At 63.6% G+C, this 24,184-nt stretch carries 19 protein-coding genes; 10 read left to right on the top strand and 9 right to left on the bottom strand.

Features of this window, described 5'->3' with window-relative positions:
• The first annotated feature begins 486 nt into the window (after window positions 1–486).
• From AC3A4T_RS11810 to AC3A4T_RS11790, 5 genes are all read left to right on the top strand, one after another.
• A complete protein-coding gene (locus AC3A4T_RS11810) occupies window positions 487–909 on the top strand; it encodes a pilin (RefSeq protein WP_487675553.1) in 423 nt (140 codons plus the stop codon).
• An 862-nt stretch (window positions 910–1,771) separates the two neighbouring features.
• On the top strand, window positions 1,772–2,188 hold the full coding sequence (locus tag AC3A4T_RS11805; protein WP_487675552.1) for a pilin: 417 nt from the start codon (window positions 1,772–1,774) through the stop codon (window positions 2,186–2,188).
• Window positions 2,189–2,403: 215 nt separating this feature from the next.
• On the top strand, window positions 2,404–2,814 hold the full coding sequence (locus tag AC3A4T_RS11800; RefSeq protein WP_487675551.1) for a pilin: 411 nt from the start codon (window positions 2,404–2,406) through the stop codon (window positions 2,812–2,814).
• 114 nt (window positions 2,815–2,928) lie between these two features.
• On the top strand, window positions 2,929–4,824 hold the full coding sequence (locus tag AC3A4T_RS11795) for a hypothetical protein (RefSeq protein ID WP_487675550.1): 1,896 nt from the start codon (window positions 2,929–2,931) through the stop codon (window positions 4,822–4,824).
• A 44-nt stretch (window positions 4,825–4,868) separates the two neighbouring features.
• Window positions 4,869–6,779 (top strand): hypothetical protein, encoded by a 1,911-nt coding sequence (locus AC3A4T_RS11790; RefSeq protein ID WP_487675549.1) that lies wholly within the window; start codon window positions 4,869–4,871, stop codon window positions 6,777–6,779.
• Window positions 6,780–6,845: 66 nt separating this feature from the next.
• Here the strand turns inward: AC3A4T_RS11790 and AC3A4T_RS11785 are convergent, their stop codons facing one another.
• The 4 genes from AC3A4T_RS11785 to AC3A4T_RS11770 are packed head-to-tail and all read right to left on the bottom strand — an operon-like array spanning window position 6,846 to window position 10,431.
• A complete protein-coding gene (locus AC3A4T_RS11785; RefSeq protein ID WP_487675548.1) occupies window positions 6,846–8,006 on the bottom strand; it encodes a glycosyltransferase in 1,161 nt (386 codons plus the stop codon).
• The gene (locus AC3A4T_RS11780) at window positions 7,996–8,823 is read right to left on the bottom strand and encodes a hypothetical protein (RefSeq protein WP_487675547.1); all 828 of its coding nucleotides are present in this window, start codon (window positions 8,821–8,823) and stop codon (window positions 7,996–7,998) included. Before AC3A4T_RS11780 ends, AC3A4T_RS11785 begins: the two co-directional genes overlap by 11 nt.
• A gap of 22 nt (window positions 8,824–8,845) precedes the next feature.
• Window positions 8,846–9,547 (bottom strand): class I SAM-dependent methyltransferase, encoded by a 702-nt coding sequence (locus AC3A4T_RS11775; protein WP_487675546.1) that lies wholly within the window; start codon window positions 9,545–9,547, stop codon window positions 8,846–8,848.
• A complete protein-coding gene (locus AC3A4T_RS11770) occupies window positions 9,538–10,431 on the bottom strand; it encodes a glycosyltransferase family 2 protein (protein ID WP_487675545.1) in 894 nt (297 codons plus the stop codon). The genes AC3A4T_RS11775 and AC3A4T_RS11770 overlap by 10 nt, the downstream gene beginning before the upstream one ends.
• Before the next feature lie 135 nt (window positions 10,432–10,566).
• Here AC3A4T_RS11770 and pilB point away from each other — a divergent pair, with 135 nt between their 5' ends.
• Genes pilB through coaE form a run of 4 tightly spaced genes read left to right on the top strand, consistent with a single transcriptional unit; the run spans window position 10,567 to window position 15,087 of the window.
• Window positions 10,567–12,294, top strand: a complete 1,728-nt coding sequence (gene pilB, locus AC3A4T_RS11765) for a type IV-A pilus assembly ATPase PilB (RefSeq protein ID WP_487675544.1) — start codon at window positions 10,567–10,569, stop codon at window positions 12,292–12,294.
• Between the two features lie 3 nt (window positions 12,295–12,297).
• A complete protein-coding gene (locus AC3A4T_RS11760) occupies window positions 12,298–13,554 on the top strand; it encodes a type II secretion system F family protein (RefSeq protein ID WP_487675543.1) in 1,257 nt (418 codons plus the stop codon).
• Window positions 13,555–13,575: 21 nt separating this feature from the next.
• On the top strand, window positions 13,576–14,463 hold the full coding sequence (locus tag AC3A4T_RS11755; protein ID WP_487675542.1) for a prepilin peptidase: 888 nt from the start codon (window positions 13,576–13,578) through the stop codon (window positions 14,461–14,463).
• Window positions 14,464–14,466: 3 nt separating this feature from the next.
• Entirely contained in the window at window positions 14,467–15,087 is a 621-nt protein-coding gene (gene coaE, locus AC3A4T_RS11750; protein ID WP_487675541.1) for a dephospho-CoA kinase, read from the top strand.
• Between the two features lie 149 nt (window positions 15,088–15,236).
• On the opposite strand, the gene AC3A4T_RS11745 is transcribed toward coaE, so the two are convergent.
• From AC3A4T_RS11745 to AC3A4T_RS11735, 3 genes are all read right to left on the bottom strand, one after another.
• Window positions 15,237–16,361, bottom strand: a complete 1,125-nt coding sequence (locus AC3A4T_RS11745) for a Nudix family hydrolase (RefSeq protein WP_487675540.1) — start codon at window positions 16,359–16,361, stop codon at window positions 15,237–15,239.
• Entirely contained in the window at window positions 16,288–19,008 is a 2,721-nt protein-coding gene (gene secA, locus AC3A4T_RS11740) for a preprotein translocase subunit SecA (RefSeq protein ID WP_487675539.1), read from the bottom strand. The genes AC3A4T_RS11745 and secA overlap by 74 nt, the downstream gene beginning before the upstream one ends.
• An 811-nt stretch (window positions 19,009–19,819) precedes the next feature.
• Window positions 19,820–20,731, bottom strand: coding sequence for a peptidoglycan DD-metalloendopeptidase family protein (locus AC3A4T_RS11735; protein ID WP_487675538.1), 912 nt, complete (start codon window positions 20,729–20,731; stop codon window positions 19,820–19,822).
• 7 nt (window positions 20,732–20,738) lie between these two features.
• Here AC3A4T_RS11735 and AC3A4T_RS11730 point away from each other — a divergent pair, with 7 nt between their 5' ends.
• Window positions 20,739–21,194 carry a DciA family protein gene (locus AC3A4T_RS11730; protein ID WP_096415560.1) on the top strand — a complete coding sequence of 152 codons (456 nt, stop codon included), beginning with the start codon at window positions 20,739–20,741 and terminating at the stop codon, window positions 21,192–21,194.
• A 334-nt stretch (window positions 21,195–21,528) separates the two neighbouring features.
• Here AC3A4T_RS11730 and lpxC read toward each other — a convergent pair whose 3' ends face one another.
• Complete coding sequence (lpxC, locus tag AC3A4T_RS11725) at window positions 21,529–22,437, bottom strand: UDP-3-O-acyl-N-acetylglucosamine deacetylase (protein WP_056105813.1); 909 nt, start codon at window positions 22,435–22,437, stop codon at window positions 21,529–21,531.
• Between the two features lie 380 nt (window positions 22,438–22,817).
• Complete coding sequence (ftsZ, locus tag AC3A4T_RS11720; RefSeq protein WP_036104606.1) at window positions 22,818–24,038, bottom strand: cell division protein FtsZ; 1,221 nt, start codon at window positions 24,036–24,038, stop codon at window positions 22,818–22,820.
• Window positions 24,039–24,184 lie beyond the last annotated feature (146 nt).

Genomic DNA, 24,184 nt, shown 5'->3' with positions numbered 1-24,184 from the left:
TGGTGCGAACCGCACCGGCTGACCCCTGAGCACCCCCGCCCCCTCCCGCAATAGCCTCGACGCGGCGTTCGTAACCGCCTCACTTTCAGCACATGTCCGCGATTACCGCTGGCCGCGCCGACTATCTCCTCGCTTGCCCAGATCATCCAGGGCGCGCCATTGATGGCGGCAACTTCCCTCACCGCAGCCACGCCGATGCGCCTTGCCACTGCAGGTCATTACACAAGTATTTTTTGTGCCTTATAAATAATAAAAATTAATACACAGGCACACTGAACCTCCTGAACATTCCGCAACCCAGTGGCATTAAAACAAGCACACATATTAATCATTTATTTCGTGTAAAAAATAATCATAAATACCACATCACATTATCTTGGCACGGGTCATGCGTGACCCCGGGAGCCAGAAGCACATCAGCCTGCTGAATATTCGGCAGCAGTGCCTAGAGGCACGAGAAATAATCCACTCTCCTAGGGGCTCACCATGAACAAGCAAAAAGGCTTCACCCTGATCGAACTGATGATCGTCATCGCGATCCTCGGCATTTTGATCGCCATCGCCCTGCCGGCGTACCAGGACTACTCCATCCGCACCAAGAACGCCGAGTGCCTGAACGTCGCCGCCGCCGCCAAGCTTGCCGTGGGTGAAACCGCCCAGGATCGAGGCAGCCTGGGAGCCGTCAACAGCGACGATGACGCCGGTTACGGCTTCACGGCCAGCAAATATTGCGCGAGCGTCGCCGTCGGCGCGAAAGGCCTGATCACCACTGAAGCACGGGACACCGGTGCCGATGTCGAAGCCAAGTTCCAGCTTGAGCCGAAACTCGAGGACGGCCGTGTCGACTGGGTTTGCACCGAGACCGCCGGCGCCAAGAAGTCGCAGATCCCGGGCGAATGCCGCGGCTGATGAATGCAGGATTCCAGGTCGGGATTCCATTGAGCCCGAGAACCTGAAGCAACACGTTCGAACAGTTTGACCGAAAACGCCGGCTCGCAAGAGCTGGCGTTTTCTTTTGCAGCCGGCTCGTTAGCAGTCGGGCCCACAAACGCGCCGCCGATGCGCTTCCGGACCGCCGGCAGAATGCCGGTGTCAATGCGACCCGAACGGCTCGCGTATCTCAACAGCCAGCATTGCGCGTTCGCCGAACCGCATGACAGGGCGCGCGCCGCCATACGCGGCGGACGCTTCAGCCCCAGACCTGGCCATGCACGCCTCGATCGAGCGGCCTGCAGGCTTCCGAATATCCTGTCAGAGCGGCGCACTGAGCCGCCGACGACCTCATCACGCAGCAGACCGGCCTCGCGTCCATTCCGGGATCGCCAGGCACGAGTGCGAGGCCGCCCGCCTTCCTTTGCGCTATTGCCCAATGCGCATACGTCGACCCGCCGCATTACAGACCCAATGACGCCGCGGCTAGTCGACAGCCACCGTGCGCATCCAGACGCTCGGCCGGGTAAACGTCGCGAGAACTGCTCGCGGGCGTTTATTGATATCCGTCACGCTTTCAGACCCATCCCATCCAACATGACATTTTTGGTCACCCACCCGCCCCATGGACTGCCGCTAAGCGTCACTCCGCCATTGCTCCCAAGCCCTTGATGCGTGACTGCATTGGCAATTTCACTCCACGGCCTGCACGCCCCAGAGTTGGCACAACTTGTGCGTACTACATACATGCACGTGCAGCATGCACGGCATGCCGAAGGATCGAATAACCGAGCCTGTTGGCACGTGAAGCAACTCCATCACCACTCCTAGGGGATACACCATGAAGAAGCAGCAAGGCTTTACCCTCATCGAACTGATGATCGTCATCGCGATCCTCGGCATCCTGATCGCCATCGCTCTGCCGGCGTACCAGGACTACACGATCCGTACCAAGAACGCTGAGTGCATCAACGTCTCCGCCGGCGCCAAGCTCGCCGTTTCGGAAACCGCTCAGGATCGCGGCACCCTGACCGCCGTCAACAGCGATGCCGACGCCGGCTACAGCTTCGACGAATCGTCCTACTGCCAGGACGTCGAGATCGGCGCGAACGGCGTGATCACCGCGACCACCCAGAACACCGGTGCGGCCACCGCGTCCGTGTTTACCCTGACCCCGACCTCGGCCGCTGGCCGCCTGGAATGGGAATGCCGCGGCACCGGCAAGGCTTCGCAGATCCCGGCCGAATGCCGTCCGTAAGTTGAGCTGATAGTCGCCATCATTCGGCTCGGGTGCGTTTATCGCACCCGGCCCGAATCATGCAGACCACAGTGCTGTACCAGAAACCCCGGCATGCCGGGGTTTCTCTTAAAACAGGCTCCTCGCAAACACAGTCGCCCGCAAACCGGATCACCCCCCTGACGGTCCGCCTCCTAGGCTTGTAGTTCGAGCAATGATTTCAAAGGGGTATCCGCATGAAACGCCAATCGGGCTTCACATTGATCGAGCTGATGATCGTGATCGCGATCATCGGCATTCTTATCAGCATCGCTTTGCCGGCCTACCTGGACTATGTCGCCCGGGCCAAGAACAGCGAGTGCCTCAACGTGGCCGCTTCGGCCAAACTGTCGGTATCGGAAACCGCCCAGGATCGGGGGTCGCTCAGCTTGGTCAATGCGACCAACACCGGCTACAGCTTCGCCGCTTCGTCCTATTGCGCCGATATCGATATCGGAGCGCGCGGCGTGATCACCGCAACCACCTCGACGCCAAATTCTTCGGTCGTGTTCACTTTGCGTCCGACCTCGACCGCCGGCTCCCTCGAATGGGATTGCAGCGTTCCGGGCGGGACTGATCTGACCCTGGTGCCGGCAGAGTGCAGGTAGGCATAGCGTCCGCCTCCGGATTAGCGAAGACCATCACACAGCGTCCAAGCAGCCGTCTGCAAAACCGAAGAGCCCCGTATAGTTCCCGTCAATTGCTTTAAGGACAGGCTCTTCATGTCGGCTCGTATTGCCTTGCTCGCTGCACTCGCATTGACCGTGCTCGTCTACTGGACGGGGCTCTCGGGCCCCTTCATGTTTGACGATGCTCCGAATCTGAACCCTGTTCAATCCTGGCTGACGGGCGATATAACCTGGCAGACGGTGATGTTCGGGAATCAGTCCGGGGTGTTAGGGCGGCCACTATCGATGGCGAGCTTCCTGCTCAGCGCGGAGCTCGGTGGCCATACGCCCTATGCCTACAAGCTTGGCAACCTGATTGTCCACTTGCTTTGCGGCCTGGTGGGCTGGCAAGTGATGCGCCGCCTGCTGGCCCAGGACGATCGGCTCAAGGATCGGGCCGATCTGCTGGCAACTGTCGTGACGGCGATTTGGCTGCTGCATCCGATCCATGTGAGCACCGTGCTGTATTCGGTGCAGCGCATGGCTCAACTCAGCTCTTTTTTCGTGCTTGTCTCGCTGTGGGTCTATCTGCTCGCTCGTGAGCAGTTGGCGCAAGAACGTACCGGCAGAGCACTATTCGGCCTGTTTGCGCTGTTTCCCCTCTCGGTGCTGGCCGGGCTTCTCAGCAAAGAAAATGCAGCGGTCGCCCCAGCATTGTGCCTGGTGATAGAACTGGCGTATTTCCTGGGCGCCACGGAACACAAACGCATCCGCCAAGTGTTCTTCGGCGTCTTCCTGCTGTTGCCAGGCGTGTTGGGCATGGTCGGCATGATGCTGCGTCCAGATCGCTTTTTCAGCGGCTACAGCGAGCGCGATTTCACCTTGGTCGAGCGCTTGTTGTCGCAATCGCGCGCGCTGATGGACTACATCGGAACCATGCTGATTCCGCGTACGCCACTGATGGGGCTGTACACGGACGACTTCGTCCCATCACGCGGCTTGTTTGATCCAGCGACCACCTCGCTCAGCATCCTGGCGTTGCTGCTGATCAGCGCCGCTGCGGTAATGCTGCGCAAGCGGGCTCCCAGTTTCTTCGCCGGCTGGTTCTTCTTTCTGGTCGCCCACCTAATGGAGTCGAGCATCTTCCCGCTCGAACTCTACTTCGAACATCGCAACTACCTGCCCGGATTCGGCCTGATCCTTGCATTGGTCGGCCTGGTCGCGCTGGCACCCAAAGAGCTGCCAGTCAATGTATTCACGCCGAGGCAGCTGGGCCTGCTGGTCGCTGGTGGATTCATCGCTTCCCTGGCATTCGCCACCGGCGGTCGCGCCAACGTTTGGCAGGCCGAAGGCCGGATTCTCGAACAGAGTCTCAAGCACCACCCCGACTCGCGGCGCGCGCAACTGGCCCGGGCGAACATCTCCCAGCGTCAAGGCAATATCACCGGAGCCTATGATGCATTCGCCGACCTGCTGTCGAGTAAAAACCGCCGCAGTCGCATGGTTGGGCGCCTGAGCTGGCTCACGCTCGACTGCATCCAGGGCATGGACGTACCTAAGGCCGACCTGCAACGCGTCATCCATGAGGCAAGCCCGAGCTTGAGTCCGGTCGAAGTCTCTCCCTTGCGCTTGCTGGCCCGAGTCAGCAAGGACAGGGGCGGCTGCGGCCAGCTTACTGACTCGGAGATCGCCGACGGTCTGACTGCGTTGATCGACAAAGCTAGTCTCCAGTCGGACAAGTCGCGTTCGAAATGGCTGACGCGATTTCTTGCGGCGGAAGTGCTGCTGCGCAATGGCCGTATAGAAGAGGCGCAAAAGCAAGCCGAACTGGCCTGGAACGCCAGCGGAAATCTGCCGGTGGGCGCCCTGCTGTCGCGGATCTACGCCGTTCGCAAGATGCGCTTGGAAGCGGAGCAACTCGTTGCGATCTTGAATGAGCGCATGGGGCCGTACGACAAAGTCGGCCAAGGTGAGCTTGAGAAGACCCGCGCCCTACTCAATCAGCCCTGAGCCTTACTAGGGCGCAGGCTCCCGACTGGCCGATTGAGAATACAATGACGATGCAAGCCAAACACTTGATGATCGCAAGTCTGGTCATCACGGTCATCGTGTACTGGGCTGGTCTCGACGGCCCATTCCTGCTGGATGATCTGGCCAACCTGGGCCCTGTACAGCAATGGGCGCATGGTCGTGTGTCCTGGCACGAAGCCGTGTTCGGCAACTATTCCGGAGCGCTCGGCCGACCCGTTTCGATGGCCAGTTTTCTGCTCACCTCCGGCCCGCTCGGCAACGACCCGTTCACATTCAAACTTGGAAACCTGCTGACGCACCTGGCCTGTGGCTGGCTCGTGTGGCAGGTGATGCGACGTGTGCTTGCCCTCGATTCTCGCCTGTCCGCGCACGCGGACGTGGTCGCGGTCGCAATCGCGTCTGTGTGGCTGTTGCACCCATTGCACGCCAGCACGGTTTTATACGCGGTGCAGCGCATGGCACAGCTCAGCACCTTGTTCACGTTGGGCCCGATCCTGGTTTACCTGGACGCTCGGCAACAACTGTCGTCCGGCGATGTAAAAGCCGCGACGATTAAACTGTTTTTCTGGTTCCCTGCGCTACTCGTGGCCGGACTGCTGAGCAAGGAAAACGCGGCCGTCACCCCGGCCTTATGCGCGGTATTCGAGCTGGCCTATCATCGCCGAGATGACCGAAGCAGGCGCATTCTCACCGCGTTCTACGCACTGTTTCTCGCGATTCCCGCGCTTCTGGTCGCAGCGACCTTTATCTTTTTCCCCGAGCGCCCGCTCGGCGGTTACGCGGTCCTGGACTTCGGCCCGGGGCAACGACTGCTGACTCAATCGCGCGTAGTCATGGACTACCTCGGCCAGTTACTGCTGCCGCGCACCGCCGAGATGAGCCTGTACACCGACGATTTCAGGGCTTCGACCGGTCTGTTTTCCCCGCATACCACCGTCGTCAGCATCGCAGCCCTGGCTGCTATCACCGGCGCCGCGATAGCGTTGCGCAAGCGCTGGCCGAGCCTGGTCGCTGGCTGGCTGTTTTTCCTGCTTTCGCACTGCATCGAGTCCACAATTCTGCCGCTGGAGCTTTACTACGAGCATCGCAACTATCTGCCGTCGATCGGATTGTTTCTCGCCGTATTCAGCGCGGTTGCGATCGCGGCCCGGAGCGAGGCGCGGATGGCGCGCCGAATCATTGTCGCCGCGGCGGTCGCTCTGACACTGACCTCGGGATGGCTCACATGGGGACGGGCTGCGGTGTGGAGGGACAAGGATGCGATCGTCGACCTGGCCCTGAAACATCACCCCGATTCGCTGCGCGCCAGCCAGACCAAGGCCATGCGCGAACTCAACGCCGGCATGACAGACGACAGTATTGCGATACTTAGCCATATCGCCTCGGGAGACCGTCCTCGCCACCGTTTTCAAGCCAAGATCGACTTGGCCACGGTGAATTGCGTCTCCTCCCGCGGCGTGCCAATCGACTACTTCGAGAAAACATTGGCCGATGCGCAAGCCAAGATCACCGTCGGCGAACTCCAGGCATTCAACGTCTTGTTCCAGTCCAATCGCAACGGTGGCTGTGCGCCACTGACCGATGCGGCCATCGCTGCATCCATGGAGCGCCAACTGCGAATAGCCATGTCGCAACCCGAAACCGCTCTGCCGAAGCAACAGTTCCGCTTCCTCACCGCGATCGTTCATAACCGAGCGAAACAATGGGATGCGGCGATCCATCAGGCGACGATCGCCTGGCAATCGGGAAAGACGGCGGACGTTGGCATATTCCTGTCCAAGGCGTACGCCAAGAGCGGCGATCTTTCCGCAGCCACGAAGACGCTGGATGAGGTGCAGCGAAACCTGCGCGCAAGCGATGTATCTGCGCGCAGGCAGGCCGATCAGGCTCGCAAACTCATCGACCAGATGCGCACGCCGGCTGGCGATCCGTAAAGCCGCAGTGCACCTTGCGGAAAACCCCGCCATAGGTCGTCGCCCGGCACTCGCAGGACAATTTCACTACGAAAGATTCTGTCGCCAAGCATCGAGCACACGTTCGCCGCTGAGCCAATTTAGATAGTAGGCTCGTCCGTCTTCCGCCAAACGATGGCGACGCTCCCGATCCGTGGCCAGTGCAGTCAGTGCATCGACCAATGCAGCTTCGTCAGTCGGCTCGACAAGCACGACGGGCGGCATCGGCGCATTGGCCGGCAACGACATCGCAGTCTGGCTGATGATCGCTCGACCCGCGGCCATATACATATAGAGCTTGAACGGGAGCACCCGGGCCGCCTTGCCCGCGCCGCCGAATACGCCCAGGCAAATGTCAGAACCTTCAATCTCGCTTGCGATGGCCTGAAGTGGGTGCCACTCGCGCACCCAACTCACGTGGCGAGCATCATGGTGAGCTACGAACTCTTCCAGCAAAGAGCCTAGCTGCCCATCGCCGATAAAGCGAAAGTGAAACCGGTCACGCCGCGATGGATCGTCCAGCAATTGCCGCGTCGCGGCGAGGATGACGGAAACGCCGTGCAATGGAATCAGAGTGCCCACGAACAACACGCGCACGACATCGTCACCGTTCGCCGCTGGGCGCGATGGCACCACCAGAAAGACGTCTTCATCAATGGCCAGAGGCAACGAACGCACACGCTCGGGGTCGAGTCCAAAGTCGTCAATCAGGCAGGCTCGATTAGCCTGCGTGTCGACAAGAACCAGCGTGGCGGCGCGCAAGGCCCGCGCTTCAATGCGCTTGACCCAGCGCGATGCAAGCGAACGCTCCAGGGCACGGCTACGATCTCTGAACATCGTGTCCCATACCGAGATATAGGCATCGACGATGCAATGCGGCCGTATCGAGGCAGGCATCCATGATGCCAGCCACATGAAGAAAAGACTCGGGTACGGAACATATACCGGGTCTTTCCGGCTACGCGTGGCGCCGATCACGCGAATCAGGCTGAGCAGATTGCCCAAACCCAACTTGACCAAAGCAAGCATCTTCTTACGCGTGGGCAGCGTGCGCAACGTCCACAGATGCAGATCGGGCGGAAGCGGCTTTCCCAGATCACAAACAGCGACCTGGCCATCGTCGCTCAACAATTTCAGCGTTTGATCGGCATTCGGATAGCCCGACCCGGAAGCACGCAAGCCCGCGACGATTAGCCGTTCAATTCTCATATGCCGCGCGTGCTCGCCGTAAACACCAGTGACCGAAGATCGAAGCCAGAACTTCGGACGCGAGGATCAAAGCCCTGGCCGCCACCACACCGGCCAATACCGTCTCGGCGTTTTCGCCACCAGATAACGCAGCCGTAACCGACTCACGAATACCTACCCCACCAGGAACCAATATCGCCAGCACGCCAGCGACCGTCCCGGCGAACAATGCCTGGACGAAGCGAACAGGCTCTGCCGGATCGACCAGAACCAAGTAAGCGCCGCAATACGGCAGCATTGCGGCCGCATAGCCTGCCAACGATGCAAGCAAAGCCCCCGCCTTCACCGCTGCATACTTGCGCAGCACAATGACAGCGCCGACCGCCATCACGATGACCAAGCTGAGCAAGAGCCAACCCGGCATCGCCGCGTCACTTCGGCATGCGAACGCCAACAAGGCGATCGCGACGCAAAGTCCCAGCGAAACTACTTGCTCCAGCAGGCCGACGACTACGGTCGCGCGCGAAGACACGCCGTAACTCGACAGTACAAATCCACGGCCCAGTACATGGCCGATACCGACTGGAACGTACTTCGCCAGCAAGGTCGCCAACCACGCGCCATACAAGGCAAGGCCGCCAGCCGCGATGCCGAAGGCGCGGTTCGCGAATACGAACGCTGTTGCATTGATGGCCAGCGTCAACGCGAACAACAGCAGCGCAAACACCACCCTCTCGATGGAAAGAGCGCCCAAGGCAGAGGCGAAGCGGTCGCTTTGCACTCCCAGGTAGTGAATTGCACAAGCCAGGACCAACAAGGCCAGCACATAACCCGCCACCAACCGCCACCATGTTTTTCGGTCAGGCGCCACGTTCGTCGACAGTCCGCGTCCACCGGTGCAGATACTGGAAGGTGACAAAGCCGCGCATGGGCCAGAAATCCATGAGCTTGGCCAGCACAAGGGTCCACGCCTTGGACTCGATCAGTCGGACGTTGCGCCGCTCGCAACTCGGTTTCAATCCAGCCTCGGCGCCCAGCCGCAGGATGTCGCGTCGCGCGAAAAATCGCAGATGGGTGCGATCGTGGATGCCGCGATCGCGCGCCGGCCAAGTTCCAAGCAAACCCAATGCAATGAACGTGGAAAGGTGCCGTACGTTGGGGATGCTGGTGATCAAGCAGCCGCCGGGCGACAACCGTCCAACCAGGGCCTGCAACACCGGCAACGGTTCGGCCAAGTGCTCAAGCACATCGGCGCAGATGATCACGTCGAAAGGCGCCTGGGCCGCGAGAGCACCAAGGACGGAATCGTCGTCGACCCGGCCAACGATGATTTCGTCGACTTGCTTTGCCGCGTGGGCTGCGAGTTCCTGGGACGGCTCAAGGCCGATTACATGCGCCTCGGGGCAACGTTCTCGGATCAGCGTCGCGGTCATGCCCGCGCCGCATCCCACGTCCAGCACGCGCCGCGCCTCGGCGGGAAGCAGTCGAACGACATCGGGGCGCGCGCCGGAATAGCCCCTGAAACGGTCACGCAGTCCGCCGTTGCCCGCGCCTAGCGCCATTCCGGCTTCTCGTCCGGATCAATCCCGGCATCCCGCCCATGCAGGTAGGTCAAGCCGGTGATCTGCTCGGATACCAGACCGATCAGAAACACGATCACCGCCGCGCTGAGCATCAATGCGCTCATATTGGTGAATCGCCCCTCGGTCGCGAACGTCCACGCGTAATGCCCAAACCCCAGCAACGCAAAGCCGACCGCGGTCGGCGCGAACAGCTTGAGCGGCGAATACAACGTGGCGATCTTGAAGATGATCAACAAAAAACGCACACCGTCGCGCAGGGGACGGATATGGCTGTTGGTACCGACCCGGCGAGAGACCTCGATCGGCACGTAGGTCACCGGATAGGCGCTGCGAAAGAACGCCATCGTGCTGGTCGTGGGGTAGCTGAAACCGTTCGGCAACAGATGCAGGAACTCGCGGAACTTGGATGCGCGCACGGCGCGGAAGCCCGAGGTCAGGTCCTGGACCTTGTGCCCGGTCATCCAGCTGGCCAGCCGGTTATAGAGCGCATTGGCCGCGCCGCGGCCGACGCTGGCCTGACCGCCCGCGTTGCGGGCGCCCACGGCCATGTCGTAGCCATGGTCGAGCCGTTCCAGCAGCAGGGAAATATGGGCCGGGTCGTGCTGGCCATCGGCATCCATGAACACGATGACCTCGCCCGAGGCCGCTCGCGCACCGCGCTTGATCGCCGCGCCATTGCCCATCGAGTACGGCGACGAGAGCACGCGGGCGCCCAGTTCGGCCGCGATCGCAGCGGTGTCGTCGGTCGAGCCGTCGTCGACCACGATGACCTCGGCCGACGGAAATGCCTGACGCAATGCCGGCAATGTGCGCCGGAGCCCCTCCGACTCGTTCTTGGCCGGTAAAACAATTGATACGTGCATGCCACCTCCCCGGGAGCGCAGAATAGCCTGTCCTCAACGCAGTCGACACCGCCCATCCGCGGAATAGCGACAGCGGTCAGCTCGCCAAGAGCTGAGATTGAGGTAAAGTCAGGGTGGGGAAAACTGAGGGATGTAATGTCCACTGTCGCGACCGCCAACTTGGTGGGAATCACCGGCATTGCCCGGCGTTTGGTCATGGATGGGGCTCTGGACGAGGTCAAGGCGCGCGAAGCCATGGCCGCCGCCAGCGCCGAACGCAAGCCGCTGGCCTCCTATCTGGCCGAACACCGCCTGGCCACCTCGGCCCAGCTTGCCGCCGCCAACTCGATCGAGTTCGGCGTGCCGCTGTTCGACCCGAGCACCATGGACCCGGGCCAGGCCCCGATCCGCGCCATCAGCGAAGAGTTGATCCGCAAGCACAACGCCTTGCCGCTGTTCAAGCGCGGCAACAAGCTGTTCATCGGCCTGGCCGATCCGACCAACACCAAGGCCCTGGACGAGATCAAGTTCCAGACCAATGCCGCGGTCGAGGCGATCCTGGTCGATGAGGAACTGATCCGCCGCACCTTGGACCGCTGGCTGGAGACCTCCGACGCGCTCGGCGACGCGGTCGGCGACGGCGAGGGCCTGGACAACCTGGAGATCGGCAAGGACGACGACCTCAGCGCCACCAGCGACACCGGTATCGACGCCAAGGGCGACGACACCCCGGTGGTCAAGTTCATCAACAAGGTGCTGGTCGACGCGATCCGTCGCGGCGCGTCCGACATCCATTTCGAACCCTACGAAACCGACTACCGGGTGCGCCTGCGCATCGACGGCCTGCTCAAGCAGGTCGCCAAGGTGCCCAACAAGCTGCACCCGCGCATCGCCGCGCGCCTGAAGGTCATGGCGCAGCTCGACATCGCCGAGAAGCGGGTGCCGCAGGACGGGCGCATCAAGCTCAACCTGTCCAAGACCAAGCAGATCGACTTCCGCATGAGCACCTTGCCGACCCTGTTCGGCGAGAAGATCGTGCTGCGTATCCTCGACGGCAGCGCGGCCCGGCTCGGCATCGAGAAGCTCGGTTACGAGGACTATCAGAAGGAATTGTTCGTCAACGCGGTGGTCAAGCCTTACGGCATGGTGCTGGTCACCGGCCCGACCGGCTCGGGCAAGACCGTGTCGCTGTACACCGCGCTGAACATCCTCAACGACGAACAACGCAACATCTCCACGGTCGAGGACCCGGTCGAAATCCGCGTGCCGGGCATCAATCAGGTGCAGATGAACGTCAAGCGCGGCATGACGTTCGCCGCCGCACTGCGCAGCTTCCTGCGCCAGGATCCGGACGTGATCATGGTCGGCGAAATCCGCGACCTCGAGACCGCCGAGATCGCGATCAAGGCCGCCCAGACCGGCCACATGGTGCTGTCGACCCTGCACACCAACGACGCGCCGCAGACCATCGCCCGCCTGATGAACATGGGCGTGGCGCCGTACAACATCACCTCGTCGGTCACCCTGGTGATCGCACAGCGCCTCGCCCGCCGTCTGCACGACTGCAAGCGCGAAGTGCATCTGCCCGAACACGCGCTGCTCGCCGAGGGGTTCACCCACGAGGAGATCGCGTCGGGATTCAAGTTGTACGAGCCGGTCGGATGTCCGGACTGCACCGAAGGCTACAAGGGACGTACCGGCATCTATCAGGTCATGCCCATGACCGACGAAATCCAGGCCATCGTGCTCGAAGGCGGCAATGCGATGCAGATCGCCGCCGCCGCGATCCGATCGGGCGTGCCCGATCTGCGTCGCTCCGCGCTGATCAAGGTGATGAACGGCGTCACCGGCCTGGCCGAAATCAACCGCGTAACCAAGGACTAACCCATGTCCGCGACTCGATCCGCCACCAAAACCCCCGCCTCGGTACGCCGCGCCAATCCCCTGGACGTCTTCGTCTGGCAAGGCACCGACAAGCGCGGCATCACCATGAAGGGCGAGCAGGCGGCCAAGAACGCCAACATGCTGCGCGCCGAACTGCGTCGCCAGGGCATTACCCCGACCGTGGTCAAGCCCAAGGGCAAGCCGCTGTTCGGCGCCGCCGGCAAGCGGATCACCCCCGGTGAAATCGCCATCTTCAGCCGTCAGATCGCGACGATGATGAAGTCGGGCGTGCCGATCGTGACCTCGCTGGAGATCATCGGCGAAGGGCACAAGAACCCGCGCATGAAGAAGCTGCTGAATACTGTTCGCGCCGACCTGGAAAGCGGCTCGTCCCTGCACGAGGCCATGTCCAAGCACCCGGTCCAGTTCGACGAGCTCTACCGCAACCTGGTCAAGGCCGGCGAATCGGCCGGCGTGCTCGAGACCGTGCTCGACACGGTCGCGAACTACAAGGAAAACATCGAAACCCTCAAGGGCAAGATCAAGAAGGCGCTGTTCTACCCGGCCACGGTCGTGGCCGTGGCGATCCTGGTCAGCGCCATCCTGCTGATCTTCGTGGTCCCGCAGTTCCAGGCCACCTTCAAGAGCTTCGGCGCCGACCTGCCGGCCTTCACCTTGATGGTGATCGGCATGAGCGACTTCATGATCAAGTGGTGGTGGGCGGTGCTGGCGCTGGTGATCGGCGCGGTGGTCGCCTTCATCATGGCCAAGAACCGCTCGCCGGCCTTCGCCCACTTCCTCGACCGGGCCATGCTCAAGATTCCGGTCGTCGGGCAGATCCTGCACAACGCCGCGATCGCCCGTTTCGCCCGCACCCTGGCGGTGACCTTCCGCGCCGGCGTGCCGCTGGTCGAAGCGCTCGATACCGTCGCCGGCGCGACCGGCAACGTGGTCTACGAAAAGGCGGTCTACCGCATCCGCGACGACGTCTCGGTCGGCTATCAGGTCAACATGGCGATGAAGCAGGTCAATCTGTTCCCGCACATGGTGGTGCAGATGACCGCGATCGGCGAAGAGGCCGGCGCGCTCGACACCATGCTGGTCAAGGTCGCCGAGTTCTACGAACAGGAAGTCAACAACGCGGTCGACGCGCTGTCGAGCCTGCTGGAGCCGTTGATCATGGTCATCCTCGGCGTCATCGTCGGCGGCATGGTCATCGCCATGTATCTGCCGATCTTCAAACTTGCTGCGACCATCTGATCGGCGAAGTATTCTCATCCAATGGCATTTCTAGATCAGAACCCCGGCCTCGGGTATCCGCTCGCGGCCGGTCTCGGCTTGTTGCTCGGCAGCTTCTACAACGTGGTGATCCTGCGTCTGCCCAAGCGGCTGGAGTGGGAGTGGAAGAAGGACGCGCGCGACGCGCTTGATCTGCCGGAGATCTACGATCCGCCACCGCCAGGGATCGCGGTCGAACGCTCGCACTGCCCGCACTGCAAGCACCAGTTGTCCTGGTACGAGAACATCCCGGTATTCAGCTATCTGGTGCTGGGCGGCAAGTGCCGCCACTGCAAGGCGCCGATCTCGATCCAATACCCTGCGGTCGAACTGCTGACCATGCTGCTGATGGTCGCCTGCGTGGCCCGCTTCGGCTTCGGCTGGCAGGGGTTCGGCGCGATGGTGTTCACCAGCTTCCTGATCATCCTGTCGGGCATCGACCTGCGCACGCAGCTGTTGCCGGACAGCCTGACCCTGCCACTGATGTGGCTGGGCATCATCGCCGCCAGCGACAACCTGTATTTCCAGGTCAAACCGGCGGTGCTCGGCGCGATCGCCGGGTACATGAGCCTGTGGCTGGTCAACTGGATCTACAAGCAGTACCAAGTGGTCGTGCGACGGGTCAAGGACCCGCAGGAAGGCATGGGCCAGGGCGACTTCAAGTTGCTCGCGGCGATCGGCGCCTGGGTCGGGCTCAAGGGCGTGCTGCCGGCGATCCTGATGTCGTCCCTGGTCGGCGCGGTGATCGGTTCGATCTGGCTGGCGGTGAAAGGCCGCGACATGGGCATCCCGATTCCATTCGGACCGTATCTCGCCATCGCCGGCTGGATCGTGTTTTTCTGGGGCGAATCCCTGCTTCAGGCTTACCTGCGGTTTTCCGGGCTCGGCTGAGCCATGGCGGGATTCTGCGTCGGCGTCACCGGCGGTGTCGCCTCGGGCAAGAGCGAGGTCACCCGTCGTTTCGAAACGCTCGGCATTGTCGTCGCCGATGCCGATCTGGCCGCGCGCGCCGCGGTCGCCGGCGGCAGCGAGGGCCTGGCCCAGGTGGTCGCGGCGTTCGGCAGCGACATCCTGGACCCGCAAGGCGCGCTCGATCGCGCCGCAATGCGCCGGATCGTGTTCGCCGACCCGGCCGCGCGCAAACGTCTGGAAGCCATCGTCCATCCACTGGTGCGCGCCATGCTGCGCGAGCAATGCGCGGCCGCGGCCGGCGCGTATGCGATCGCGGCGATCCCGCTGCTGGCCGAGGGCGGCGGACGCGAGGCTTATCCGTGGCTGGATCGCTGTCTGGTGGTCGACGTGCCGGTGGCGGTGCAGCAGGCACGGGTTATGCGTCGCGACGGCATCGATGCCGAGCTGGCCCAGCGCATGATCGACGCACAGGCCACGCGCGAGGCGCGGCTGGCGATCGCCGACGATGTGATCGTCAACGACGGGGCGCTAGAGGCGCTGCAGGCTCAAGTCGAGGCGCTGGATCGGCGCTATCGCGCATTGGCGGCAAGTCCGCGGGCCTAGGATGCGAGTGGATCGGGCCGGTACCAACAAGGCCTCAAGACGCTCCGGCAAGAACTTCACGACGCAGCCTTCGGCGCTTTGACGATCCAGCAAAACCGTCTTGAAGCCCGATGCGCTCCGATCCCGGATCGCGCCCTACCCGGCCCGACTCAGGCGTTCGCCCACAGACTCCGGATCGCCGCGATACCCTGCGCTCCGTGCCGGCGAGCCTCGCCCAGATCCTCAGGCCCCAATCCGCCGATCGCATAGATCGGCAGCGAAACCGACTCGCGCAATGCCGCGAAGGCCTCCCAGCCGATCCCCAGCACGCTCGGGTGGCTCGGCGTGGGCTTGATCGAACCGACCACGACGAAATCGCAGCCCAGTTGCTGCGCCGCGCGCAACTCGTCGGCATCGTGGCAGGACGCGGCCAGCGGCAGTTCCGCGGCGACGGGACGTTCGCGCAAATCGCGCAGTTGCGCGGCGCGCAGATGCAGGCCGACACCCAGGCGCTGGGCCAACGCGATATCGCCGTTGATCAGCACCTCGGCCTTCGCAGCACGGCAACGCTTGACCGCCGCGGCCGCCAGACCCTGCCAGCGATCTTCGACCATACCCGGCGCGCGCAGCTGCACGCGCCGCACACCGGCGGCCAGCGAACGCGACAGCGCCGCCAGCCACGCATCGTCGCTGTCGCCGGGCTCGGGCGTGACCAGGTAGTGCTCGGGCTGCCCCAATGCCGCTACCACCGGCCGATCGGCCGGCGGCATCGCATAGCTGGCGAGCTTGTGCGACGGCACCCAGGCCAGAGCCTGGCCTTCGAGGCCGCGCGCGCTGCCGCGCCAGGCGCGGATCTCGCGCACGTCCAGAATCAGTCGCTTGTCGGAATAGGCCTGCGGCACGCAGATGATCTGCGCGCCCACCTCGGCCTCGATGCCGAGTTCTTCATGCAGCTCGCGCGACAACGCCGCCTGCGGCGTCTCGCCGGGCTCGCACTTGCCGCCGGGAAACTCCCACAGCCCGGCCAGATCGCGCCCTTCGGTGCGGCGCGCGAGCAGGATGCGCCCGCGCGCGTCGCGGATCACGCCCGCGACGACATGCACTACCCGGGATTTGGGACTCGCGATTCGGGATTCGGTGGCCGCGGCCGCGTTATCCGTCGGGACCGACTCGGCTTTCGCCTTGCCATTCCCGACTCCCGATTCCCGACTCCCGGTTTCCTCAGCCCAACTGCCCATGGCAATGCTTGTACTTCTTGCCGCTGCCGCACGGGCAGGCGTCGTTGCGGCCGACATTGGCGAAGGCTTCCTCGGACACTTCCGCGGCTTCCTCGTCGGCGCCGAAACCGCCGGCGCTCGCATGCTGGAACTGCATCTGCTGCAACTGCGCCTCGGCCTGGGCGCGTTCCTGGGCTTCCAGCGCGGCGACTTCCTCTTCGCTCTGGATGCGCACGCGCGCCAGCAGGGTCACCACCTCGCGCTTGACCTTGTCGAGCATCTCCGAGAACAACTCGAAGGCTTCCTTCTTGTATTCCTGCTTGGGCTGCTTTTGCGCATAACCGCGCAGGTGGATGCCCTGGCGCAGGTAGTCCATGCGCGCCAGATGCTCCTTCCAGTTCTGGTCGAGCACGTTGAGCATGATGTGCTTTTCGAGCATGCGCATGGTTTCGCTGCCGAGCTGGACCTCGCGCGCGGCGAAATGCTCGGCGACGGCGTCCTGGACCTTGGCGGCGATCGACTCGGCGTCGAGCTCCTCGGCCTTGCTCGCCATCTCGACCAGCGGCACCTGCACGTTGAACTCCTGAGCGATGGTCGCCTCCAGGCCCGGCAGGTCCCACTGCTCGTCGACCGAATTGGCCGGCACGTGGCGCTGGACCATGTCGGCGACCACGTCGGCGCGGATGCCCTCGACGTTCTCGTTGACGCTTTCGGCTTCCAGCAATTCGTCGCGCTGGCCGTAGATCACCTTGCGCTGATCGTTGTTGACGTCGTCGAAATCGAGCAGGTTCTTGCGGATGTCGAAGTTATGCGCCTCGACCTTGCGCTGCGCGTTGGCGATCTGCTTGGTCACCAGCGGGCTTTCGATGATGTCGTCTTCCTTCAGGCCCATGCGCGCCATCACTCGCTGCACCCAGTCGGCCGCGAAGATGCGCATCAGGTTGTCTTCGAGCGACAGATAGAAGCGCGAGGAGCCCGGGTCGCCCTGACGGCCGGCACGACCGCGCAGCTGATTGTCGATGCGGCGCGATTCGTGGCGCTCGGTGCCGACGATGTGCAGACCGCCGGACGCCTTGACCGCGTCGTGACGTTCCTGCCATGCCGCCTTCAGGCGCTGGTGGGTGACTTCGTCGACCGGCTCGCCGTTGTTCTGCGCGGCCAGTTCGGCCAGTTCGCTTTCCAGCGAACCGCCGAGCACGATGTCGGTGCCGCGGCCGGCCATGTTGGTGGCGATGGTGATCGCGCCCGGACGACCGGCCTGGGCGATGATGTTCGCCTCGCGCTCGTGCTGCTTGGCGTTGAGCACTTCGTGCGCGACGCCGGCCTCGGTGAGCTGCTGGCTGAGCATCTCCGACACTTCGATCGAGGTCGTGCCGACCAGCACCGGCTGCCCGCGTTCGTGCGCGGCCTTGATCTCGCCGAGCACCGCGCGGTACTTGCCCGGGCGGTTGAGGAACACCTGGTCGGAGTGATCCTTGCGCTGCATCGGCCGGTTGGTCGGGATCACGATCACTTCCAGGCCATAGATGCTCTGGAATTCGTAGGCTTCGGTATCGGCCGTGCCGGTCATGCCGGACAGCTTCTTGTACATGCGGAACAGGTTCTGGAAGGTGATCGAGGCCAGCGTCTGGTTCTCGCGCTGGACCGGCACGCCTTCCTTCGCTTCGACCGCCTGATGCAGGCCGTCGGACCAGCGGCGACCCTGCAGGGTGCGGCCGGTGAATTCGTCGACGATCACCACTTCGCCGTCGCGCACGATGTAATCGACATCGCGCTGATAGATCGCATGCGCGCGCAGCGCCGCGTTGAGGTGATGGACCACCGAGATGTTGTGGCCGGCGTACAGCGAATCGTCGTCTTCCGACAGGATGCCGGCCTTGCGCAGCAGTTCCTCGGCGTGTTCCTGGCCGGCTTCCGACAGATAGACCTGCTTGCCCTTCTCGTCGACCCAGTAATCGCCGTCGCCGTCTTCCTTTTCCTGGCGGGTCAGCGAGGGAACGATGCGGTTGACCTTGATGTACAGCTCCGGCGACTCGTCGGCCGGGCCGGAAATGATCAGCGGGGTGCGCGCTTCGTCGATCAGGATCGAGTCGACTTCGTCGACGATCGCGTAATGCAGACCGCGCTGGAAGCGGTCGTCCTTCGACAGCGCCATGTTGTCGCGCAGGTAGTCGAAGCCGAATTCGTTGTTGGTGCCGTAGGTGATGTCGCTGGCATAGGCGGCATGCTTGTCGCTGTGCTGCATGCCCGGATAGACCACGCCGACGCTCAGGCCCAGCCAGTTGTACAGCTTGCCCATCCACGCCGAGTCGCGACGCGCCAGGTAGTCGTTGACCGTGACCACGTGGACGCCCTTGGATTCGAGCGCGTTGAGATACACCGGCAGCGTACCGACCAGGGTCTTGCCTTCGCCGGTGCGCATCTCGGCGATCTTGCCCAGGTGCAGGACCATGCCGCCGATCAGCTGCACGTCGTAGTGACGCATGCCGAGCACGCGCTTGGACGCTTCGCGGCAGACCGCGAACGCCTCCGGCAGCAGCTTGTCGAGCGACTCGCCGTCGGCGATGCGCTGCTGGAACTCCGGGGTCTTGGCCTGCAGCTGCGCGTCGGAGAGTTTTTCCATCTCCGGCTCGAGCGCATTGATCTTGACGACGGATCGTTGCAGTTGACGCAGCAGGCGATCGTTGCGGCTGCCGAAAACGCGGGTAAGCAAGCTGTTGAGCATGAACGGGTCCGTGTAAAGCGAACGGGGATTGCACAGGCGGGACGCTTAAGAGCGCGTCTGCGCCGGCAAGTTCCCAGGGAATCCAGACAACCGGCTCGATCCGTTCGCTTCGGTGTCCCCAAACGAAATCAGCAAAACGAAATCAGGGGCGCCGTGCGCCCCCGATCGGATCGAGCCTGGTCTTTGGCCACACGCATTCTAGCGTGGGGGGCGTGCTGAACGGTATCAAGGGGGATGTGCGCCGATCGAATGTGGGACTTTGCCCGATTCCACAGTTTGGGGCTTGGGGTATCCGGACGGCGGGGCGTTGAGGTCGCTTGCTTGGCGGCTTACGGCTAGGGCAGCCGGCTGCTGATCAGCTTGGGATCGTGGCCGTGACGCGCTGCTGGCGGCGGTCGTTCTAGCCCGCTGCTGCGTTTGCCGCGTTTGGGTGCGTCAGGTCGCCGGCTGGCCGCGAGATTGGGAGTGTGCGCCCGGCCCGCCGCGGTGCGGCGGTCGTTCTAGCCCGCTGCGGCTTTTTCCGGCGTTTGGGTGCGTCGGGTCGCCGGCTGGCCGGCGAAATTGGGAGTGTGCTTCCGGCCCGCCGCAGTGCGGCGGTCGTTCAACGGGCTGCGAGCCAGTGGCTCGCAAGCAAGCCCGCTTCACCCAGCCCGCCGCAGTGCGGCGGTCGTTCTAGCCCGCTGCTGCTTTTACGGCGTTTGGGTGCGTCGGGTCGCCGGCTGGCCGGCGAGCTTGGAACTGCGACCCCGGCCCGCCGCGGTGCGGCGGTCGTTCAACGGGGCGCGAGCCAGTGGCTCGCGAGCGCCCCGTTTCACCCCTTAAGCGGCGACTGCTGATTGAGGAACTTGACCGGATTGACCACGCGGCCGCTTTCCCAGACTTCGAAATGCACGTGGGCGCCAGTGGAACGGCCGCTGGAGCCGGCCTTGGCGATCTCCTGGCCCGCGCGCGCCAGTTCGCCGACCTTCATCAGCAGGCGCGAGTTGTGCGCGTAGCGGGTCACGTAGCCGTTGCCGTGATCGATCTCGACCACGTTGCCGTAGCCCGAGCGCACGCCCGAGTAGCTGACCACGCCGTCGGCCACGGCCAGCACCGGGTCGCCGACGTCGGCTTCGAAATCGATGCCCTTGTGGAAGGCGGCGCCGCCGTTGAACGGATCGGCGCGGCCGCCGAAGCCGGAGGTGATGTAGCTGTTGGCGATCGGAGCGCGCGAAGGCACCGCGTTCATATCGATCTGGCGGTTGAACAGCAGCGACTCGAGCACCGAGAGCTGTTCGCCGGAGGCCTTGAACTGGCTGGCGAGCTTGTCCATGCCGGCGTTGAGCTCGGGCTTGGCCATGTCGCGGACCGGGCCCGCGCCACCGACGCCGACCGGCTTGTCGAAATCGAATTCGCCGTCCTGCAGCTGGCCGATGCGGGTCAGGCGTTCGCCGAGCGCGTTGAGGCGGTTGGCCTCGGCCTGCAGTTCGCCCATGCGCGCGGCCAGGGCGTTGATCTCGCGTTGCGCGTCGAGCTTGGTGGCGGCGATCTGCGCGTGCTGCTGGGCCAGTTCGGCGCGTAGCATGCGGTTGTCGGCGAGGCCGGCGCCGGCACCGACCGCGACGCCGGTGCCGAGCAGCAGCGCCATGGCGAGGGCGGGACGGCGGGCGCCGATCCGGCCGGCCTGCTGGAACAGATGGTCCAGCCTGGCGCGCGTGTTGTTTACGATGGATTGATAGGTCATGTGTCCGATGTCTGATTACAAGCCCAAGCCGAAGTCGCCGCCGCGGAAGTCCTCGACGCCGCGCATCGCCATGGATGCCTTGCTCGAAGATCCCGCTGGCAACAACCCGATCCGCCGAGCGCTGTGGCTGGAAGGATTGGACCGTCGGTTACGCCCCTACCTGCCGCCTTCGCTCGCCGCGCATGCGCGGCTGGCCAACTTCGAACGCGGCAGGCTCGTGTTTGTCGTCGATGCTCCGGTGTGGCGGGCCAAGTTGCGGCTCGCGGCTCCGGAACTGCTCGACGCAGCCCGATCCATCGGACTGGACGCGGCCGAATTCGTCGTCAAGACGACGATCCCGAACCCGGTGGCAGCACCGGTACGGAAGGCCAAACCCATGTCGGCCGCGACGCTCATGTCGCTGCAGGCCGCGCTGGCATCGCTGAAGAAACCCGATCCGTCGGGGTCCAGCGATGCCGGCTGACACTCGGTAGGGCCGCATGGTGGGATGCGTACCGACGGGGGTCCGAGTGTCGGGGTCGGGGCATCCTACTGGCCCAACCCGGGGGTTTTGTTAAGCCTTCACTAGCTTTCCGGAAAAGTTTCGTTAGAAATTAGTTAAGTCGTCACGTACCGTTCACGAGTGTGATCGAGTTAACGTTCCTGACTTTCCCGGGCAGGCGTCACAGGCCGCTGGGGGTGCGCGTTCAGGTTGGGCGGACGCGGGGCGGCCTGGAGAAACGAGTGCAGAGGAGTGAGGAACGAGTAGAGCCGCGTGGCTCTTACTCACTCCTCACTCCTCTGCACTCTTTTCTTGCTCAGGCGAGCGCCGGCTCGCCGTAAGCCACAGGCACCGGCTCGGAGCCGCTGTAGCTGACCAGTTCCCAGGCCGAACGCTCGGCCAGCAGGGCGCGCACCAACTTGTTATTGAGCGCGTGGCCGGACTTGTAGCCCTCGTAGGCGCCGATGATGGCGTGGCCGGCCAGGTACAGGTCGCCGACCGCATCGAGGATCTTGTGACGGACGAATTCGTCGGCGTAACGCAGGCCGTCGTCGTTGAGCACGCGAAATTCGTCGAGCACGATCGCGTTGTCCATCGAGCCGCCCAGGCCGAGGTTGCGTTCGCGCATGTATTCCAGATCGCGCATGAAACCGAAGGTGCGGGCGCGGCTGACTTCGCGGATGTAGTTCTCGGTGGAGAACCGCACTTCAGCGCGCGACTGCGAGGCCGGGATCGCCGGATGGTCGAAGACCACGGTGAAGCCCAGGCGGAAGCCGTCGAAGGGCTCGAAACGCGCGACCTTGTCGCCTTCGCGCACTTCCACCGGATGCTTGATACGGATGAACCGCTTCGGCGCGTCCTGCTCGGCGATGCCGGCGGACTGCAGCAGGAATACGAACGGACCGGCCGAGCCGTCCATGATCGGCACTTCCGGCGCGGACAGCTCGACGATGCAGTTGTCGATGCCCAGGCCGGCCATGGCCGAGAGCAGATGCTCGACCGTCATGACCTTGCCGACGCCGTAGGTCAGACCGGTGCACAAAGTGGTTTCGGTGACCAGGTCGGCGCGCGCGGGCATCTCGACCACGGGGTCGAGGTCGGTGCGGCGAAACACGATGCCGGTGTCCACCGGGGCCGGGCGCAGGGTGAGGAACACCTTGTCGCCGCTGTGCAGGCCCACGCCGGTGGCGCGGATCACGTTCTTGAGGGTGCGCTGACGCAGCATGGTCGTGGGGACTTCTTCCGCGAGTGTTCTGGTTCTGCTGGCTGGCCGACCGACGGCCGAAACCGGTCCGGACGGACGGATAGCTAATGGGGACGGGCACGAAACCGCGCAAGATTAGCACGGGGGTAGCTGAACCTGAACGAAAAGGACACAGCGTCCCGCCGTTGTCAACAGCGCTCGTCAAACTGACCGGTCGGCCCGCCTTTACGGGTCGGGCCGACCGGCCCAAGGCCCCGCGCTTACGCCGGGGCAAGATGCCTCGGGCCGGGGACGAGTCCGGCCCTTGGTGCTTTACAGCAGAAACGAGTTCAGAGGAGTGAGGAGTGAGTAGGAGCGAGGCTTCTACTCGTTTCTCACTCTTCCCTACTCGTTCCTGATTTTCAGTCCGCCTGGCGGCGCAGGAACGCCGGGATATCCAGGTAGCTGTTGTCGCTGCCGAAATCGGCCACGGCCGGGCCGGTCGGTTCCTGGCGCGAGCTGCCGCGCAGGCTGCCGCCGAAGCTCGGCATCGGCGCATGGCCGACGTCGTCCATCGCGCCGAACTCGGGCTGACCGGTGGTCGCGTTGCGCACCAGCTGGATCGGCGCGCGCTGCGATTCGCGCTCGTAACCCGAACCGCGCACCGACTGCTTGGTGGCGACACGGTTGAGGCCGGTGGCGACCACGGTGACGCGGACTTCGTCCTGCATGTCCGGATCGAGCACGGTGCCGATGACCACGGTCGCGTCTTCGGAAGCGAAGCCTTCGATGGTGCGGCCCACTTCGTCGAACTCGGCCATGGTGAAGTCCGGGCCGGCGGTGATGTTGACCAGGATGCCGTTGGCGCCGGCCAGGTTGACGTCGTCGAGCAGCGGGTTCTGGATCGCCGACTCGGCCGCGGCCTGCGCGCGATCGTCGCCGCGTGCCGCGCCGGTGCCCATCATCGCCAGGCCCATCTCGCTCATGACCGTGCGCACGTCGGCGAAGTCGACGTTGATCAAACCCGGACGCACGATCAGATCGGCGATGCCCTGCACCGCGCCGAGCAACACGTCGTTAGCGGCGCGGAAGGCCTGGATCATGGTCGCGTTGCGGCCGAGCACGGTGATCAGCTTCTCGTTGGGGATCGTGATCAGCGAATCGCAGTGGTGCGACAGCTCCTCGATGCCCTTGAGCGCGACCTGCATGCGGCGGCGGCCTTCGAACGGGAACGGCTTGGTCACGACCGCGACGGTCAGGATGCCCATCTCTTTCGCGAGTTGCGCGACGACCGGCGCCGCGCCGGTGCCGGTGCCGCCGCCCATGCCGGCGGTGATGAACACCATGTCGGCGCCGGTCAGCGCGTCCATGATGCGTTCGCGATCTTCTAGCGCCGCCTGACGGCCGACTTCCGGATTCGCGCCGGCGCCCAGGCCCTTGGTGACGTTGCTGCCGAGCTGCAGCTGCAGCTTGGCGCCGCAGTTCTTGATCGCCTGCGCGTCGGTATTGGCGGTGATGAATTCCACGCCATCGACATTACCGCTGACCATGTGCGCCACGGCGTTGCCGCCGCCGCCGCCCACGCCAACGACCTTGATGACCGCGTTCGGGGCCATTTTTTCAACCAATTCGAAATGTGCCATGTTCTCGTCCTCTTATAAGTGCCGGGATTTGGGATTCGGGATTTGGGATTCGGAAAAGCGCTCCGTCCCTGTCTCGATACCCTCGTCTTCGACGTTTTTGGTTTTAAGTTGCTATGTGTTGCCGTTGCCGCTGCCACAACCTGCCA

The sequence above is a fragment of the Lysobacter sp. Soil_N_51 genome, assembly GCF_057655755.1.
The sequence above is the reverse complement of the archived record's forward strand: the minus strand, read 5'-3'. Positions and strand labels throughout refer to the sequence as shown.